We start from the raw sequence: 18,175 nt of genomic DNA, 5'->3' as shown, positions 1-18,175 counted from the left end.
CAGTTGCCTGATGCGTTGTGCCACTTGATAGCCATTCTCTCCAGGCATCCCGATGTCCAGCAGCATTACATCAGGGTGGAATTCATCGATCAGCATTACGGCGTTTTCGCCGGAGTCAGCCATTTTGACTTCGTAGCCATTCATCTCCAGGAGGAGAGCCGTACTCTCCCTTACGTCGGAATCATCGTCCACTACCAGCACGCGCGTACCTGCGTTAGGCGAGGAGGCTGACGTCTCGGAGTCAGGAGCGCCGGCAGCTTCGGTAAGCGTTGGCAACCGGATGCTGAAAGTGGAGCCCAAACCGGCTCCAGGGCTTGATGCCGATACCTGCCCGCCGTGCAATTCCACTAATCGTTTGACTAGCGTAAGTCCGATGCCTAATCCGCCCTGAGCCCTATCCAGTGTACGCGCGCCCTGCTGGAACAGGTCGAAAATCGTCGGCAATAATTCTGCCGGGATGCCGGTGCCGTTGTCTCGCACCTGAATCTCGACTTCAGCTTCGAGCTGTCGAACATTAATCTCGATTTGACCGCCTTCCAGAGAGTATTTGCTGGCATTGTCGAGCAGGTTAAGTAACACTTGAGACAGGCGCACGGAGTCGCCCTCCAACAGTATCGGTTGCTCAGGCAGGCCGACATTGAGCTGTTGTTGTTTGGCCTGGGTGAGGTCGCGCGCCGTCTCCAAGACTGGTTTAATCACGTCCACAAGGTTAAGCCGCTCTTTCTTCAGCGAAATTTTGCCGCGCGCAATACGGGAAACATCCAGCAGGTCATCCACCAGATGAGTGAGATGCGTTACTTGCCGCTTAATAATGTCCTTAGCCCAGCTGAGCCGTGGATTTTCCAGCTTCAGCATATCCAAAATATGGGCTGCGTTGCTGATGGGGGTCAGCGGGTTTCTCAGCTCGTGGGCCAGCATGGCGAGGAATTCGTCCTTATGCTGGTCGGCTTCACGCAAGGCCGCTTCGGCTTGTTTACGCGCGGAGATATCACGGCTCACGGTGGCGATACCCACTGGTTCGCCGGAGCTGTCCTTGATGAAGAATGCGTTGTAGATCATCCAGATGGCGGCGCCGGTCTTGAAATGGCGGAACCTGATTTCCACATCAGCGTGACCCTCGCTCACAACGCGCGGAAAGAATTCATCAAGGATAAAACGCTGGTCTTCCGGGAAAAAAAACTCCTGGACCGGCGTTCGGATGCACTGTTCCAGGTTGTCGAGGCCGATCAGGCGCATACCGGCTTGGTTAATGTAGAATGGAATGAAATTCATGTCGCACATGCTGATGAATTCCATGCTGTTGTCGGCCAGCGAAACAAACTTCTGCCGTTCCAACTCCATATGCTTGCGCTCAGTAATGTCGCGCAGGGCGATGACGTAGCCGGGTTGCCCGTCCCAGTCCAGCGGCGCGGAACGCATTTCTGCCCAGGCGAAGCCGTCAGGACGGATCAGGTTAATGTCCTGGTAGGTGGTTTTATCAGGATGGACTGGAATCGCCAGCGATTGACCGACCATCGAGCTACGCGCCAGCAGGATTTCGGCAGCTTGATTGGCATAAAGCACTACGCCCTGACGATCTACAACCAAAACACCGTCAGTGATAGTGTCAAGGATCAGATCAAGCTTGGGGAGATTGGAGGACATAGGCGCTAAATTTGCTTAAATAATAATGGTTTGTACGCCGATGCCTTTTGCTTGGGTGGTAATGGCCGCGATAACGGAAGGCACTCGCGACAAGTCGCCGAGCAGCTTCAGTACGGGTTCCGGCATATCGCGCACCAGCATTGGCGTCGCAAATACATCTTTTTCCAGGGCTTTTTCCGGCATGCCCAATACTTCGACGACGTCGAAAACCCACTGCCCGGGCTCGTAAAGGTTAGCGAGCGCAACGGTAATCTGCTCGACCAGGCGGCGGGTTTCACTGTTTAATGATACCACATACAGGGTTAGAACCAGTTTGTGCGGCATCGATGCGCGTCGGTCTTGTTGAGGCGTGGCAACCTGGGCGATATTGCGGATTTGTACTGAAGACAGCGGCTTGCTGGCCAGTTCGAACTGAATGCCTTCCTCATGAATGCCTTTCAGCTGCTCCATGTATTCATTGGCAAAGGCGGTGACGATATAAATGTTCAGTGTATCGTCAATGGCTTTCAGGCGGCGCAAGACTTCTACGCCATCAATGCCGGGCATGCGCAGATCAAGAAAAATCAAGTCGGGCCGCTCGGCGAGGGTCATTTCGATGCCTTGCAAACCGGTTTCGGCTTCGCGAACCGAGAAGCCATCTTCCAAAATCAATTTGAAGGCTGCGCGCACCGCAGGGTCGTCGTCTATTACCAAAATTTTTCGTACCATGTATCGTGCCTCTTGTGTATTCAATTTAAACGCTAAAATACTGGGAAATCTTAGCCGCAAAAGACCGCCATATCCAAGTGATGTGTATGGGTTGATGTTCAAGCATGGGAAAACCGAAGCCTCATGCAACAGCCGTGTCCGGGCGAACTCTCCACCTGTATAGAGCCTCCAACATCCTGAACCAGACGGCGGATGACTGACAAGCCCAGGCCGGTACCTTTTCCGGGAGGCTTGGTGGTAAAAAAGGGATCGAAAATTTTGCTTTGCACATTTTGCGGGATGCCGGGACCGTTATCGGTCACGCTCAATTCTAGCATTTCCCCGATGGGCCTAACCATGATTTTGATTTTTGGCTGCGGTTTCGGGCTATCGGCCAGCGCGTCGCGGGAGTTAATAATCAGATTGACCAGAATCTGTTGCAGGCTATCTGCGCTACAGTAGACTGGCGGCAGACCTTCGGCGTCATCGACCTCAACGGCTATGCCGCCTTTGCTCAATTCGCCTTCCAGCAGCAACAGGCTTTGCTTGACGACTTCAGATATTTGACAGTTGCCGCTTGGGGCGGATCGGTTGTGCACAAATAGCAGCATGTTGCTGACAATCTTCTTGATCCGGTGAATTTGCTGTAGCGCCTGATCGAGAATTTCCTTGGACCGGCCATCCGTGCTCCTGTCGGCGGCGAATTCGACAAAATTCATTACGCCCATCAGCGGATTGTTGATTTCATGCGCTACGCCTCCGACCAATGTACCCAATGCCGAGAGCTTTTCCATTTGCAGCATGTGTTCCTGGTTTTCCTGGAGTTGCGTATAAGCCAGCCGGGTTTGCTCCAGCAGGCGGGCGTTTTCCAGGGAAATCGCAACTTGGGCAGTCAATAGTTCGGTCATATCGGTTCTTTCGGCAGTAAATACACCTGGCGACAGCCGGTTTTCCAGATAGAGCAGACCGATGAGTTCGTTTTGCTTGATCACCGGCAAGCACAGCACCGAGCGCAGTTTTAGCGCCTGCACTTCCGGCGTATCCTGAAACTCGCCTTCGGCCATCGCATCGTCCAGTAGCACTTTTTTGCGAGTACGCAATACGTAATTGGTGATAGAGCGGCTGATGATGGTGTTGCTGCGGGACTGGTTAAGGCTAAGACGCCGGCGTTTAACGGTTTGTTTTTTGCCGACATGCTTTTCAGCGGCGACTAGCAGTTCATCCCCTTCCTTGATCAGCAGGTAACCGTGCTGCGCCCCCGAGCTTTCCAGCACGACACTCATGATTTTTTGCATGAGCTGATTCAGGTCGACCTCCGCCGACAGGGCCAACGCCGATTTGATTAAATAATTGAAGTCGAGATTCGGTAGCGTAACCGAGGTGTCGAGGGCAAGGGTTTTCTCGGCGCGAACTGCATTGTCGGGATCGGTGTAGGGGTGGCGCTGTTGCAATAATGCACTTTTGCGGTCGGCGCGGCACAGTCGGTACATGCGTCGGGCTTCGTTAAAGTAAAGTTGGGCGTCGCCGAGATTGCCAGCTACCAGCACCTCGGCCAATGACTCGTATAAATGGCCGGTGAGCAAGCCGTAGTTTTGTGCCTGGGCGATCGCGATAGCGTCTAAATACAAGTTGCGGGCGTCGCGCATTTGGTTCCTGGCGCGAGCGATCTCGGCGTGAATAAAGGCCAGAAAGGGCTTTAGCAGCGGTCCGAGACCGGCCCAGGTTTCCAGTTGGGCCAGCAACGGTGTGATTTCCGCTTCAAGCGTCGGCCAGTCGGCACCCTCCGGCCAGCGCAGGCGATTGACGATACGGAACACATACCAGAGACGTTTCAGCACGTTATCGGTCAGGCCATGCAGATAGCGTTCCACCGCTTGCAAGGACTCTGCCGCCGCCGCGTAATCGCCCATATAATGCTGGGCGAAACCGAGCAGCGCAAAATAGCTGCCGGAAGCGGAGACATAATTTTCGACTTCCCAGCGCTCCAGCGTTTCGGCCATATCCACCGGCTGGTAATCGGGTTTCATCGGCGCCACCCAGCCGGCCAGTACGGCTTCGGCGAGGCCGACCGAGAATGACAGCTGGTTCTTGCGGGAAAAATGCAGGCATTCCTCGGCGGCTTCTTCAACCAAGCGCAGATCTTTGCCCTGTATCTGCAAATTCCACATTAATGGTCCATAGGACAGGCCGGCGTTATATAAATCGCCGCAATTCTTACCGCACTGTATGCCTTTGTGGCAATAATCGACGATCTCGGCCGGATGGCTGCGCGAATGCATGTTGCACCAGACAATGCCGTTCATGCCGCGGGTGGCGCCAAAGGTATTGGGATGCTTGGCGCACAGGTCATGGGCCAGGTCCTCATAAAGGAATGCCTGCTCGAACTTGCCCTGTTCGCCGAGATTGAGGCCCATGATCGAAAACGAGTAAATCACCGATTCGTCCATGCCGCCTTGCAGGCAATGCAGAGTAGACTGCGCCGCTGACAGATACAGCTGCGGCACCAGGCCGGACATATAGAGGTCGGGGATTAACTCACTGTAAAACGCCAGCTCGATCTTGCTTTTGCGATCCTGGGTAAAAGGCATGTGCAGGATAGTTGTCCAGACGTCGCCTTGCTGTTCGATTTCCGCCATTAAAGCCAGCATCCGCTGCCGGGCTGTCTCGGGCTGATCGGGGATTGACTTGCCGAAATAGGCCAGGCCGCGGTTAGCGGTCGCTATCGCCTTGTTGAAATTACCGAACGAGGACAACGAAGTGGTTTGTTCAGCCAGGGCTTCGGCTTTGTCCAGGTCGCTGACGGCGTGTTCGACCAGGTGATTAAGCAGTGATTCCGAGGCTTCATAATGGCCGCACATCAGATTGGTTTTGGCCAGGCGCTGATAGATGCGGAAAGTCAGATCGTAAGCCTGTTCCCAGCAATTGTCCGGTAGATAATCGTGGGCTTTCAGGAAAAAATCGTTGGCGGCATCGCCGGCCAGCGCATCCAGCGCCTTGTTGCCGGAATGGAAGTTGATATTGACCAGCCGATACGCCAATTCCTGATCCATGTCAGCCGGATGGCCCAAATTGAGGTGGGCGGCAATGGTAAACAGGTTGTCAAGGGATTCAGGATCGGTTCCGGCCGGTACCGCTTGCAGCAGCCGGTTGCCGATGCGCCAGTGGATAGCGGGCTTGATTTCGGGATTGACTTGGCGCAGTACCGCTTCCTGAACCCGGTCATGGACGAACTGTAAATCGGATTTGTTTTCCAGCAGCATGCCCAGATTCAATACCGGCTTCAAATCTTCAAACAGCTGTTCAATGCGAATATCCAGCACCAGCGCTACATCATCGGCGCTGAAACGGTTGCCCATGCAGGCGCAGTGATCGAGGATATGCAGGGTGTTGGCCGGTAGCCTGCTCACTTTGGAGCTGAATAACTCCACTACCGAAGTCGGCATCTGGGTATCGCGAATCCGCTTGATGTCCCAGTGCCAGTGTTGTTCGGTGTCTGTATTCAGTAAGTTCTCGTTGTACAGCCAGGCCAAACTTTCGCTGACGAACAGCGGGTTGCCTTCGGTAAGGTGGGCGATAAATTCCGCCAGATTGGCTGTGGTTTCCAGCGAGGAATTGAGGATATAGGCCACCATTTCGTGGCAGTCGGCGTCGGTGAGCGCCTCCACGCGAATTTCCGCGAACGGGTCGTTGTTTTCCTGAATCTTGCGGATCAGTTTGCTGAGCGGATGGCTGTTGTCGACTTCGTTGTGCCGGTAGGCGCCTATGAAAAACAGGAAAGGGTGCTCAAGGTGGCTGTCGAACAGGTTTTGCAGAAAATCAAAGGTGGCGCTGTCGCACCATTGCAAGTCGTCGATAAACAGCACCAGCGGATTTTCCTCGCTGGCCAGGCAGGCCAGAAACCGGCCGAACAAGTTGTTGAAACGGTTGCGGGCCTCCACCGGCGGCAAATGTGGCACTTCCGGCTGATGGCCAATGATGAATTCCAGTTCCGGCAACACGTCGACGATGACGCTGCCATTGCTGTCCACAGCGTCGAGTATTTTAGTGCGCCACTGTTGCACCTGCGTGTCACTTTCGGTCAAAAATATACGGATCAGGTTGCGCAAGGCCTGAATCAGCGAACTGTAGGGGATATTTTTCTGGTATTGGTCGAATTTGCCGGAGGTGAAGTAACCCCGGTTTTTGACCAATGGTTTTTGCAGTTCCTGAATCAGCCGGGTTTTACCGATGCCGGACAGGCCGGAAATAAACATGGAACGGAATTTACCGCTGGTGACCTCGCTGTATTGCTGTTGTATCAATCGGCTTTCGGTCTGACGGCCTACCATTTTCGAGATAAAAACGACCCGGCGGCTGCGATCATGCTGACCGATCGTAAAAGCCGATACGCTGCCGGTGGCGCTGTATTCTTTCTTGCAGCGGATCAAGTCGGCCAGCAAGCCCGAGGTGCTCTGGTAACGTTTCTCCGGCTGCTTGACGGTGAGTTTGGCAACGATGTCGGCCAGGGCTTGAGGGATTTGCGGATTGAGCTGATTGATTTTAGGCGCTTCCTCGGCCAGATGCGAGTGAATCAGCTCCAGCGGATCGCTGGAAAAAAACGGCAGTTGGCCGGTAAGCAGTTCATAAAATACGATTCCCAACGAATACAAATCGGTGGAATAATCCACTCTATAGTTGATGCGGCCGGTCTGTTCCGGCGAGGTGTAGGCCAAGGTATGGCGTACGAATTCCGGGTCGTAGATAAAATGGCTGACGTCACGAATGTCGAGCGGGGTGATGAAATCGGTCAGCCGCAAGGTCAGCGTTCCCGGTTGCAGCAGAATATTGTGCGGTTTGACGCCGCCGTGAGTAATACCTGCATCGTGTACCGCTTGCAGCGTATCGGCTAATGTACAGGCCAGCGTAAAAAAATCGTTGAGGTCGAGTTTATCTTGCTGTTTGGCCCAACAGTTCAGCGGTTGTCCGGCGAACCAGGGCTGAACGATAAACTGCTGGTCGCCGTAGGACTCTAAGGCGAGCGGTGTAGAAACTCGTGGATCGTGCAGCACTTTCAGGCGTTCGATTTTTTGGCGCAAATGCCGGGACTGGTCATCCCAGCTCGACATCTGTTTCAGCAGTTTGATAACTAACGGATTATCGGGAACATGTTTGTGGTAGCCCTTGAATACTACGGCCTGCAAGCTCTCCCCCAGCTTTTCGTTAACGGCGTAGTTACCCAGTTTCGGCGCATCCTGCGGTTGATTTTTTGCGGTTATATCAATCATTTGGGATGCGCTTTCGGAGCGGAGAGTGGTGCTGGGCATGATAAAGTCATCGTCAGGCCAAAATTAGGCTTGTAAGTTATTACTGTTGAGATGCATGGTATCGACTGAATTTGAGCACTGTTATGCAGGCACCCAATCCCTACCCGAAGCTTGCCATGCTTTGCGAGGTAGTCATTCGGCTTCCGCGGGGTTCAAGTATGTCAATAATTTCATTGCACTTAATGATATTTTCCTCGCTCGCCAGAATATAGTCAGCCAGCGCGGTAACCGCAAGCCAGTTCGGCCGTCTGCTGACAAAATTGAATGCCGCCAGAAATAGCTCAGTCATTTTTCTTTCCCTCAGTTCATCGTTGTCGATAAAACACTCAAGATATTCGTTGGCAATCGCTAAATCGGATGAGCCGCCATAATATTGCAGCGCATTGATATTTATCAGTTCCGGGTTAATCGGTTCGTTGTCGCGCAGTGCGACATATCGGGCTTCGGCGATAGGTCCTGCGAGTAAATTGATTATATCGGCCTCGAAGGCGTGTTGATAAGCATGCTTCTGTGCAACAGAAAGGTCTTTTGTGGCCTCATCAAACGATAACGGTAGGGTATGAATCAGGCGACCGCCCTCTACTTTAGCGATATCGCGCTCAGAAGCCCGATTTAAAAAACCGGATGACTGAGGGCCACTGTTCGACAGGCTAATAAAAATCTGAAAGAAAACCGGCGGTAATCCTTTTTGCTGGTTGCCAAGATAAATCGCAGCTGCATGTCCAGCTTCATGGATAGCTGTTTCCCGGCTAATTTCCTGATAGGCTAACTGAGTTGTATTTTTTAAGTTGTTGGTACGGTTCATTGAATATCTAATTGAAGTATATGGTGGAAACAGCTGGCCGCATACAGGTAAAGAGTAATGTTTCAGAACAAAAATCTTGTGCTGTTTTCCATGAAAAGAGGTTTAGCGAAGTGACGGAAAATAGTCCCAGAAGCCGAAGTGTGTTCATAGGGTAAAAATGGAGACTTTCGGAAGCCGTATTGAGTCATTGCACGCTCAGTTTTTAGGTATAAAACGAAGAAAGCAGGACGGCTGAGGCCGAGTAAGCAATTAGCAATCGCGTATTTTGTACTTGTTTCCTGCAAATTCACTAATCCCTGACGCGATTTGTTACTCAATGATTGAAAGCATATCCTGATATACCGTCATACTGATCTCTTCAGGATATGAAGTGGCCTCATTTTACTTTTTAATGGCATAGCCTGATTTTGTTAAATTATTGCAATATTATTCTACCGGGCAACAACTTATTTATTTACATTAGAACAAAAAGTAAAAATGAAAAAAATACGTATAAACACCTATTAAACTCATTGAAAATGAATTTTCTGGGGACTTGCCAGTTTAATTGGCAGCGCCAAATAATATCCCATTCTCTTCTGTATTTATTTTTAAAAAGCTTTCTTTGGATTGTTGGTTTTATAAGATTAATATTTACTCAATCCGACGATACAGGAGTCTGACTGAGTCTGCATTTGCAAAGCCGTTGATGGCGCATCCAAGCAAACCGCTTTTATTAATGGCGTAAGCGAAAGATAGAGTTCCCGCATGGGCTAATGATGGTAGGATAAAAAGGATTGTTACGTGTTATAAAATTAAATTTTTCCTCGGCTTGAAAAATGACAATAAAATTCAAAGAGGCCACTCATGAATAGGCGTAAGACCAGCAATATTAAGCTTCTATTAGTCTGCTTTGCGGCTATGGCGATAACCGGTTGTGCCACTACCACGCCTAAGGAAGCCGTAGAAATGGATCCTTGGCAAGGATGGAACAAAGGTACGCAATCTTTTAACGATAGCTTTGACAAGCACATATTAAAGCCGGTTGCTGTAGGTTATTTGCATGTTACCAATAGCGCTGTTGATAAAGGTGTTACTAACTTTTTTAGTAATATTAACGACATAGGCGTCACTATTAACGATATTTTACAGTTGAAGTTATTGCAAGGCGGCATGGACATTAGTCGATTCCTTATCAATACAACTGCCGGGGTTGGGGGTATTTTTGACTGGGCTAACGAAATTGACTTGCCTAAACATAATGAAGATTTTGGTCAAACCTTAGGTTATTGGGGTGTGCCGGCAGGGCCTTATCTGGTATTGCCGTTTTTTGGTGCAAGTACGCCCAGGGATACCGTAGGATTGCTTGGTGATGCCTTTTTGGATCCTTTAACCTATGTCTCTATCTTTGGCGGTCTTGCGGGCAACATCGCGACAATAGGTACCAGTGCGCTGGATGTGACGGATTATCGTGCGGGTGTTATGTCCAGCGAAAAAGTGGTTAATGAGGCAACCGATGGCAATCGCTACGATTTTATAAAAAACTCCTATCTACAGCATCGTGAATATCTGATACACGACGGCAATCCGCCGAATGAAATTGATCCTTTGGATGTTGATGAAAGCGGTGGCGATAGTTCTGATGATGCTGGCAATGGTTCCGAAAATAAAAATGATAATAGTGCAAAACCGATGCCGCCCAATTCCAATAAGCAACCACCTGTGCAAAATAACATTAGGCATGACCTTGATTTAAAAGCACCTGACGAGAAGCAGTAACGGGCTGAGATTCAAATATCTGTTCAGTCGTATTAGAGGATTGGTCTCATAAGTCCAATCGGCACTGATCGGAAAAGAAAAAGGTTGACGATACAGTTTTACGCTTTTTCCGCTTATGGTATAGCGACTTGAGAGTTGTCGAATCGGTCGGTAAATTAAATCCGAATTATAATTGGCGCAATTTTTTTGTGAACTGGATAGCTATGCGGCAAATAATAAAAGCAAAACATGAGCTACGTTTGTATGAGCTTAAAAAAGCGGTGAGCGACTTTCTTGAGTTCACTGAAAATTTAACGTTACTTCAAGCGGTTAATGAAAAGGCTCAGGAGATGATGCAAGCGATTGATGTGCTGCAACAACTGTTACAGCAGGGTTTGGCAGCAGATGAGCTGGTTAAGGCTATCCATGCTTCCGAAGCGGCGACTCTGCTCGATGAGGTTGTTGATGCCGATGCGGTTGGTGAGCTGGAGGCTTATGTATTGTCGGCAGCGGAAGGTATTGAAAATGCCGAAGTAACGCAGTTTTTAACCGAAGTAATGGATAAGGTTGAGCATAAATATAATCTATTGCTTGAGAAAGCGCACGCTTACAATGCGCTACTCAAAGCCTAAACGCGGCGTGTAGCTCTAGTAATTGCGTTGGACAGAAAACAACGCCAGTAAGGTTAACGCTTGTTTATATTCGGAATCAGGCAAGACACTTAATGCGGAAATCGCCTTTTGAGCTTCTTCGTCGGCGCGCCGCTCTGTGTAGTCAATGGCCTTAGTACTTTGCACGATAGCATAAACTTCGTTAAAGGCATCACGGTCACCATTTTTGATCGCATCGATAATGGTTTTTGCCTCGCTTTCGCTGCTGTTTTGAATGGCATAAATCAGCGGTAAAGTTGGTTTGCCCTCGGCAAGGTCGTCGCCGAGATTTTTGCCCAGTTCATCTTTACTGGCTTTGTAATCGAGTGCGTCATCAATCAGTTGAAAAGCGATGCCCAGGTGCTGGCCATATTGCGCCAGTCCCTGTTCGATTTCGGTTGATGCGCCGGCAATAACTGCGGCTAACTTGGTAGCTGCGCTGAACAAGATAGCTGTTTTTCTGGCAATCACTTCGAGATATTTTTGCTCTGTCGTCTCGGGATTATTGCAGTTTAAAAGTTGCAGTACCTCGCCTTCGGCAATGGCGGTGGTGGTTTTTGACAGGATTTCCATCACTCGCATATTGCCGGTGCGGACCATCATTTCAAACGCGCTGGAATAAAGGTAATCGCCTACCAATATGCTGGCTGCATTGCCCCAGACAGCATTGGCGGATTCTTTGCCGCGTCTGAGGTCGGAGTCATCCACAACATCGTCATGCAGCAGTGTGGCAGTGTGAATAAATTCGATGACCGCCGCCAGCAGCAGGTGGTTATCGCTGGCTCCTCCCAATGCTTTAGCCGACAATAACAGCAACATTGGACGTAATCTTTTGCCGCCGCTTCCAACTATATAATGACCCATCTGGTTGATGAGGACGACATCGGAACTTAACTCGTTAATAATAAGCTGATCGACAGCTTTTGCCTCAGTTGTAGTTAATTTTTTGATTGAATCAAAATCAATGGGGGCAGGGATGTTAGTCGAAGATTGTGGTTGCGATGCCATTATTTTGTGATGCGTGTAAGTTTGGGTTAGTTTTCATGGCGATAGCTATGAAAATCAAAGTCTGTTAAGCTATTATAACTTAATAAAACATTAATCGCCCATGCTATTGAGCCGGTGGGTTGATAATAATAGCTTTTTTATGCTATTTTAATAAGATATTCAGGGTGCCAATTTAATTTAGATTGACTTGGGCTTGTTTTAAAAATATAATTTTTTGTTCACTTTAAACAGATTAATGCTTGATGGAGCTTGCGCCGATGTATGCGGTAATTCAAACAGGTGGTAAACAGTACCGCGTAGAAGAAGGTACTTACTTAAAAATAGAAAAACTGGAGCTAGGCGAAGGCGACAGCATTGAATTCGATAAAGTACTGATGATTCAGTCTGACGATGCTGTTAAGGTCGGCATGCCTTTTATCGAAGGCGGCAAAGTTACAGCGACTGTCTTGTCTCAAGGTAGACACGCGAAAGTCAAAATTATTAAATTCAGAAGACGTAAGCACCATATGAAACAAATGGGGCATCGTCAGTACTATACAGAAATCCAGATTACTGGCATTTCTGCTTAAGATATTAGGAGTTACAAATGGCTCATAAGAAAGCTGGTGGTAGTACGCGTAACGGACGCGACTCTAATGCGAAAAGATTAGGTGTTAAGCGTTACGGTGGCGAGAGTGTAACGGCAGGCAATATTATCGTTCGTCAACGTGGAACTCAGTTTCATGCAGGTGACAACGTAGGTTGCGGAAAAGATCATACATTGTTTGCAACGGCTGACGGCAAAGTGGTTTTTCAGGTTAAAGGACCTAACAACCGCAAATTTATCAGTATTGTTGCAGCATAAGACATTCAGCTGTATCGCGCAGTAGCATGGCGGGACAGTTGGGTCGGGTAATGAGCCCGGCAACTTTAAAAAAGCTCCGCCGTTGTTATGGCGGGGCTTTTTTTGTTTTTATCGGTTGGATTTGAAGTTTGGCGGCGTGTGATTTATGAAATTTGTTGACGAGGCGGAAGTTCGCGTAGAAGCGGGCGATGGCGGCAATGGTACTATCGGCTTTCGGCGCGAGAAATACATTCCAATGGGCGGTCCGGATGGCGGCGATGGCGGCGATGGCGGCAGTGTTTATCTGATTGCTGCGGAGAATGTAAATACGTTGGTGGATTTTCGGTATCACGCCGTCCATAGAGCGCAGCGCGGGCAGAATGGTATGAGCCGCAATTGTACCGGCAGAAAAGGCGATGATTGTTATGTGCCGGTACCGCTTGGGACACTGGTTTCCGATGCGGAAACAGGCGAAGTCATAGGTGATTTAACTAAAATCGGCCAAACATTGCTGGTCGCTCAAGGCGGTTTTCATGGTCTGGGCAATACGCGCTTTAAAAGCAGTATTAACAGGGCGCCGCAAAAGGCCAGTAAAGGCAGCGAAGGCGAGCATCGCAGGCTTAATCTGGAGCTGACATTGATTGCCGATGTCGGCCTGTTGGGCATGCCCAATGCCGGAAAATCCAGCCTGATTCGCTCAGTATCGGCGGCAACGCCGAAAGTTGCGGACTATCCTTTTACGACCTTGCATCCCAATCTGGGTGTGGTTAGAGTCGATGATTTGCGTAGTTTTGTAATTGCCGATATTCCGGGTGTTATCGAAGGGGCTGCGGAAGGCGCGGGCCTCGGTTTGCAGTTCTTAAAGCATTTGCTGCGCACCGGATTGTTGCTGCATGTGGTTGATGTTGAGCCTTATGAAAGTACGGAATCGCCAGTGCAGGCGGCCAGAAAAATCATCAACGAAGTCGAAAAATGGAGTGATGAGCTGGCGGCCAAGCCGCGCTGGCTGGTATTGAACAAAATAGACCGGTTGCCTGCCGAAGAAGTCGAGCAGCATTGCCAAGCAATTGTTGACGAGCTGGAATGGACGGGGCCGGTCTTTAAAATTGCCGCAATTAACGGCGAGGGCACGAGAGAGCTGATGTTCGCCATCATGAACTTTTTGGAACAGCAGCGGCGGGAAAAAAGTGAGCAGGAATGATTTTGCCAAAGTTAAGCGAGTTGTCGTCAAAATAGGCAGCTCTTTATTGACTAAGGGCGGCCAAGGGCTTGATAAGGCCTCTATCGCTGCCTGGGTTGAGCAGATGGCTGGTTTAAGGCGGCAATCTATCGATGTGATCCTGGTTTCTTCCGGCTCCGTCGCAGAAGGCATGTGCCGATTGGATATGAAAGTGCGGCCCAAGACCTTGCATGAATTGCAGGCGGCGGCATCTGTCGGTCAAATGGGCTTGGTGCGCGTCTTTGACGATAATTTTCAGCAGCATCGCCTGCATGCGGCGCAGGTGTTATTGACGCATGATGACTTGTCTGACAGGCAGCGCTATTTAAATGCTCGAAGCACATTGCTGACCTTGCTCAAGCTTGGCGTGGTGCCGGTTATTAATGAGAATGATGCGGTAGCGACTGAAGAAATTCGTTTTGGGGATAACGATACGCTGGCGGCATTGGTGGCTAATCTGGTCGAGGCTGACCTATTGATTATTTTGACTGACCAAAAGGGTTTGTTTACGGCTGATCCCGGCTTAAATCCCGATGCCAAATTAATTTCCGAGATTAGTGTTAACGATGATCGGCTTGATGTGATGGCTGGCGATAGCCGTAGCGGCTTGGGTCGGGGCGGCATGTGCACCAAAGTGCGGGCTGCGCGGCTGGCATCCAGGTCCGGTGCGGCTACGGTTATTGCTGCGGGCGCTGTTGATAACATCATTGTTTCTGTTATTGCCGGGGATGATTTGGGTACCCATTTATTGCCGGACATAGAGCCGTTGGTAGCAAGAAAGCGTTGGCTTGCCGGTCAGTTGCAGGTTAAGGGGCAGTTGGTTCTGGATGCGGGAGCGGTCAGGATGTTGAAGAATGAAGGTAAAAGTCTTCTGGCTGTCGGCGTTAAAGCGGTGTCGGGACGGTTTGAGCGCGGCGAATTGGTTTCTTGTATGGATGAAACCGGCTTGGAAGTTGCGCGTGGACTGGCTAATTACGGTAATGCCGATGCCCAGTTAATAGCAGGCAAGAGCAGTTCGGATTTTGAGGGTATCTTGGGTTACTTCGATGATTCCGAGCTGATACATCGAGACAATCTGGTGGTAATTTAGCGGGCGTGATGGCCTGATAAAACTCCAATAAAAAAGGCCGTAAATCAAAGAGTCCGGCCTTTTTTATTGAGTAAGATTAAAGCAATTAAGCGATAGCCTTTACTTTTGCATTCAGTCTGCTTTTACCGCGTGCGGCTTTATTCTTGTGAATAATGCCTTTGGTAACCGCTGAATCGATAATCGGAACAGCAGTGTTGTAGGCGGCTTGCGCTTTTTCTTTGTCGCCAAGCTTAACTGCGGCAATGATTTTTTTGATGAAGGTGCGTAAGTTACTACGTTGTCCTGCGTTGCGAATACGGCTTTTTTCCGCTTGTCGCGCACGCTTTTTAGCTTGTGCTGTATTAGCCATAGTGTCTCGATTCTTGAGGTAAGTTAATTAAACCGTGTATTATCATTACAAGTGATAATATTGTCAAACCTTTTAATGCATCATAACAGGAGTTCCGTTGAGCAGGCGGCTTTTTAAATCGACTTTAATTGTCGGCAGCATGACTTTGATTTCGCGTATCCTCGGGTTTATCCGGGATATGTTGATTGCCCATATTTTCGGAGTGGATTCGGCGACAGATGCTTTTTTTGTGGCGTTCAAGGTTCCCAATTTTTTGCGTCGGCTATTTGCCGAGGGCGCTTTTGCTCACGCCTTCGTACCGGTGCTGTCCGATTACAAAGAGCGTGGCAGTAAAGCCGCGTTAAAACAGTTTATCGATAAAACAGCCGGAACCCTGTCGGTATTTTTATTGCTGCTTACATTGGCCGGCGTAGTGGCCGCGCCTGTGCTGATCATGCTGCTGGCTCCCGGCTTTATGTGGCAGGGAAGCCAATACGAGCTGTCCGTGCAACTGTTACAGATAACCTTTCCGTACCTGTTCTTTATTGCACTAGTAGCTTTTGCCGGGGGCATATTAAATGCGCACGAACAATTTGCCGTTCCCGCGTTAACGCCGGTTTTCCTGAATATCTGCATGATTGCCGCCGCCATCTGGCTTGCGCCGATGATGGCCGAGCCGGTAACCGCATTGGCTTGGGGCGTTTTTACGGCGGGCATCGTGCAGCTGCTGTTTCAGTTTCCGTCGTTGATGCGCTTGGGGCTGGTGCCAAGACCAAGACTAGGCTTTAACGATGCAGGCGTGAAACGGATTATCAGCCTGATGCTGCCGGCCATTTTCAGCGTTTCGGTGACTCAGATCAACCTGTTGCTGGATACCTTGTTTGCCTCGTTCTTAACCGTTGGCAGCGTATCGTGGTTGTATTATTCAGATCGTCTGGTGGAGTTCCCGCTAGGTATTTTGGGGCTTGCGCTGGCGACGGTCATTTTGCCGAGTCTGGCTAAAAGCCATGCTGCGGAAGACAAAGCCGCTTTTTCCAATGCGCTGGATTGGGGCTTGCGGCTGGTCGTGTTGATCGGATTGCCCGCGACCATCGGCTTGGTGGTGCTGGCCGAACCGATGCTGTCGACGCTGTTCCAATATAATGAATTCGCCATCAGCGATGTGCATTTTGCAGGATTGAGCTTGAAGGCCTATTCGTTGGGATTGCTGGGTTTTATCCTGGTTAAAGTGCTGGTGCCGGGGTTTACCTCGCGCGGCGATATGAAAACGCCGGTTCGCTATGGGATGTACGCGATGATGGTCAGTTTGGGATTGAATCTGGCGCTGGTTTTCCCGCTGGCGCATGCAGGGCTGGCGTTGGCGACTTCGTTGGGCGCATTTTTTAACGCGGCTTTGTTATTGATAAAACTGCGGAAGGATAATGTGTATCAGCCAGCAAGCGGTTGGTGGCTGTTTTTTGTCAGGGTATTGCTGGCTGCCGGGGCAATGTCTGCCGGGCTGTATTATTTTGTCGATGCAGCCTGGTGGAATGACTGGAATTCGACGGCGCGCGTGATTAATCTGGTGAAATGGATCGGGATAGGTTTGGTAATCTACACGGCAACATTGCTGTTGACGGGCTTAAGGTTAAAGCATCTGACTGGTCAGATGCATGCTAACGTTTAATCTGATATTGCAGATTTCTAATTCAGTCCTCTGGAATGAGGATGTAAAAATTTCCGTGTAAACCGCCATTAAAAAATCTCTGGAAATCGATCTCCGTATAAAATCATAATATGAGCTCTGGATATTTTCGTGCTTTTTGTGTTTTTCGTGGATGAACTGATTTACCAATCAACCCTGCGTTAACCTGACTTCCGCTTCATGGTATTTTGCCGCGCAAAACTCAGCCACTTCGGCTGGTAGGTGAGGTCCCGGCGCGGTTTTGTCCCAGTCCAGCGTTTCCAGATAATCGCGGACATATTGCTTGTCGAAGCTGGGTGGGCTGATGCCTACCTGATATTGGTCGGCAGGCCAGAAGCGAGACGAATCGGGGGTTAACGCTTCATCGATCAGGTAGAGAACACCATTATCGTCAACGCCGAATTCAAATTTGGTATCGGCAATAATAATGCCTCGCTCTTTGGCGTAGGCAGCGGCTTCCTTATACAGTTTGAGGCTGGCATCGCGCACTTTTTCGGCCAACTCCTGCCCCATCAATTCAACGGTTTTTTCAAAAGATACGTTTTCGTCATGATCGCCCACTTCGGCTTTGGTAGACGGGGTGTAAATCGGTTCAGGCAGTTGCTGAGCTTGTTGCAAGCCTTCGGGCAGCTTAATGCCGCAGACCGCGCCGGATTTTTGGTAGTCTTTCCAGCCGGAACCGATCAGGTAGCCGCGCACAATCGCCTCAACCGGCAATGGCTTCAATAACTTGACGACGATGGCGCGGCCCTCGACTTGCGCGCGTTCGGCCGGATCGGGGACGACCTGCTCCAGCGGAATGTCGGCCAAGTGATTGGGTATCACATGCTTCATTTTTTCGAACCAGAAATTCGACACGTTGGTTAAAACTCGGCCTTTGCCGGGAATCGGGTCTGGCAAAATCACATCGAATGCGGACAGCCGGTCGGTGGTTACGATCAGCATGTGCTTGTCGTCAATATCGTAAATATCGCGCACTTTGCCGCGAGCGCGGAGCTTTAAAGACGACAGTGTTGATTGATATAGGGCTTCTGGAGCGGTCATTAGGTTCTCGCTGGGTGTCAAATAGGGTGATTTTACCTGTAAGTTTGGCTAAGCTCCATTTAGTTATCGATATTCGGCAAGCTCATTCATTATTGCCAAAATGACCGGCGTTTTCGAAACGTATGTAAGCCTTGGGCCAACAACGGATTTAAT

Annotated in this window: 14 protein-coding genes; 7 read left to right on the top strand and 7 right to left on the bottom strand. The window is 49.8% G+C overall.

Going from position 1 to position 18,175, the window contains the following annotated elements:
* From M0R47_RS10500 to M0R47_RS10485, 4 genes are all read right to left on the bottom strand, one after another.
* Positions 1–1,644 (bottom strand): ATP-binding protein (locus M0R47_RS10500; RefSeq protein ID WP_292554154.1); only part of this gene is annotated, 1,644 nt, incomplete at its 3' end.
* Positions 1,645–1,659: 15 nt separating this feature from the next.
* Positions 1,660–2,352, bottom strand: coding sequence for a response regulator (locus M0R47_RS10495; protein ID WP_292554151.1), 693 nt, complete (start codon positions 2,350–2,352; stop codon positions 1,660–1,662).
* 98 nt (positions 2,353–2,450) lie between these two features.
* Complete coding sequence (locus M0R47_RS10490) at positions 2,451–7,595, bottom strand: AAA family ATPase (RefSeq protein ID WP_292554149.1); 5,145 nt, start codon at positions 7,593–7,595, stop codon at positions 2,451–2,453.
* A 139-nt stretch (positions 7,596–7,734) separates the two neighbouring features.
* The gene (locus M0R47_RS10485) at positions 7,735–8,439 is read right to left on the bottom strand and encodes a hypothetical protein (protein ID WP_292554146.1); all 705 of its coding nucleotides are present in this window, start codon (positions 8,437–8,439) and stop codon (positions 7,735–7,737) included.
* A 948-nt stretch (positions 8,440–9,387) separates the two neighbouring features.
* On the opposite strand from M0R47_RS10485, the gene M0R47_RS10480 reads away from it, so the two are divergent.
* Together M0R47_RS10480 and M0R47_RS10475 are read left to right on the top strand one after the other, a co-directional pair.
* Positions 9,388–10,197, top strand: coding sequence for a VacJ family lipoprotein (locus M0R47_RS10480; protein ID WP_292554144.1), 810 nt, complete (start codon positions 9,388–9,390; stop codon positions 10,195–10,197).
* Positions 10,198–10,400: 203 nt separating this feature from the next.
* The gene (locus M0R47_RS10475) at positions 10,401–10,808 is read left to right on the top strand and encodes a hypothetical protein (RefSeq protein WP_292554141.1); all 408 of its coding nucleotides are present in this window, start codon (positions 10,401–10,403) and stop codon (positions 10,806–10,808) included.
* Between the two features lie 15 nt (positions 10,809–10,823).
* Here the strand turns inward: M0R47_RS10475 and M0R47_RS10470 are convergent, their stop codons facing one another.
* The gene (locus M0R47_RS10470) at positions 10,824–11,834 is read right to left on the bottom strand and encodes a polyprenyl synthetase family protein (RefSeq protein WP_292554138.1); all 1,011 of its coding nucleotides are present in this window, start codon (positions 11,832–11,834) and stop codon (positions 10,824–10,826) included.
* Positions 11,835–12,091: 257 nt separating this feature from the next.
* On the opposite strand from M0R47_RS10470, the gene rplU reads away from it, so the two are divergent.
* The 4 genes from rplU (at position 12,092) to proB (ending at position 14,966) form a co-directional block, all read left to right on the top strand.
* A complete protein-coding gene (gene rplU, locus M0R47_RS10465) occupies positions 12,092–12,403 on the top strand; it encodes a 50S ribosomal protein L21 (RefSeq protein ID WP_006890855.1) in 312 nt (103 codons plus the stop codon).
* Positions 12,404–12,420: 17 nt separating this feature from the next.
* Positions 12,421–12,678: a 50S ribosomal protein L27 gene (gene rpmA, locus M0R47_RS10460; RefSeq protein WP_292554135.1), complete on the top strand. Its 258-nt coding sequence runs from the start codon at positions 12,421–12,423 to the stop codon at positions 12,676–12,678.
* 145 nt (positions 12,679–12,823) lie between these two features.
* The gene (cgtA, locus tag M0R47_RS10455) at positions 12,824–13,858 is read left to right on the top strand and encodes an Obg family GTPase CgtA (RefSeq protein WP_292554132.1); all 1,035 of its coding nucleotides are present in this window, start codon (positions 12,824–12,826) and stop codon (positions 13,856–13,858) included.
* Entirely contained in the window at positions 13,845–14,966 is a 1,122-nt protein-coding gene (gene proB / locus M0R47_RS10450; protein WP_292554130.1) for a glutamate 5-kinase, read from the top strand. Before cgtA ends, proB begins: the two co-directional genes overlap by 14 nt.
* A gap of 85 nt (positions 14,967–15,051) precedes the next feature.
* Here the strand turns inward: proB and rpsT are convergent, their stop codons facing one another.
* Complete coding sequence (gene rpsT / locus M0R47_RS10445; RefSeq protein WP_006890844.1) at positions 15,052–15,315, bottom strand: 30S ribosomal protein S20; 264 nt, start codon at positions 15,313–15,315, stop codon at positions 15,052–15,054.
* A gap of 97 nt (positions 15,316–15,412) precedes the next feature.
* Between rpsT and murJ the strand changes: the two genes are divergently transcribed.
* A complete protein-coding gene (gene murJ, locus M0R47_RS10440) occupies positions 15,413–16,960 on the top strand; it encodes a murein biosynthesis integral membrane protein MurJ (protein ID WP_292554127.1) in 1,548 nt (515 codons plus the stop codon).
* Between the two features lie 168 nt (positions 16,961–17,128).
* Here murJ and M0R47_RS10435 read toward each other — a convergent pair whose 3' ends face one another.
* On the bottom strand, positions 17,129–18,022 hold the full coding sequence (locus tag M0R47_RS10435; protein ID WP_292554124.1) for a phosphoribosylaminoimidazolesuccinocarboxamide synthase: 894 nt from the start codon (positions 18,020–18,022) through the stop codon (positions 17,129–17,131).
* Between the last annotated feature and the right edge of the window lie 153 nt (positions 18,023–18,175).

Origin of the sequence: Methylobacter sp. (assembly GCF_023227905.1) — a bacterium.
Lineage (GTDB): Bacteria > Pseudomonadota > Gammaproteobacteria > Methylococcales > Methylomonadaceae > Methylobacter_A.
Note: the sequence above shows the minus strand (reverse complement) of the source record. Positions and strands in the feature narration are given on the sequence as shown.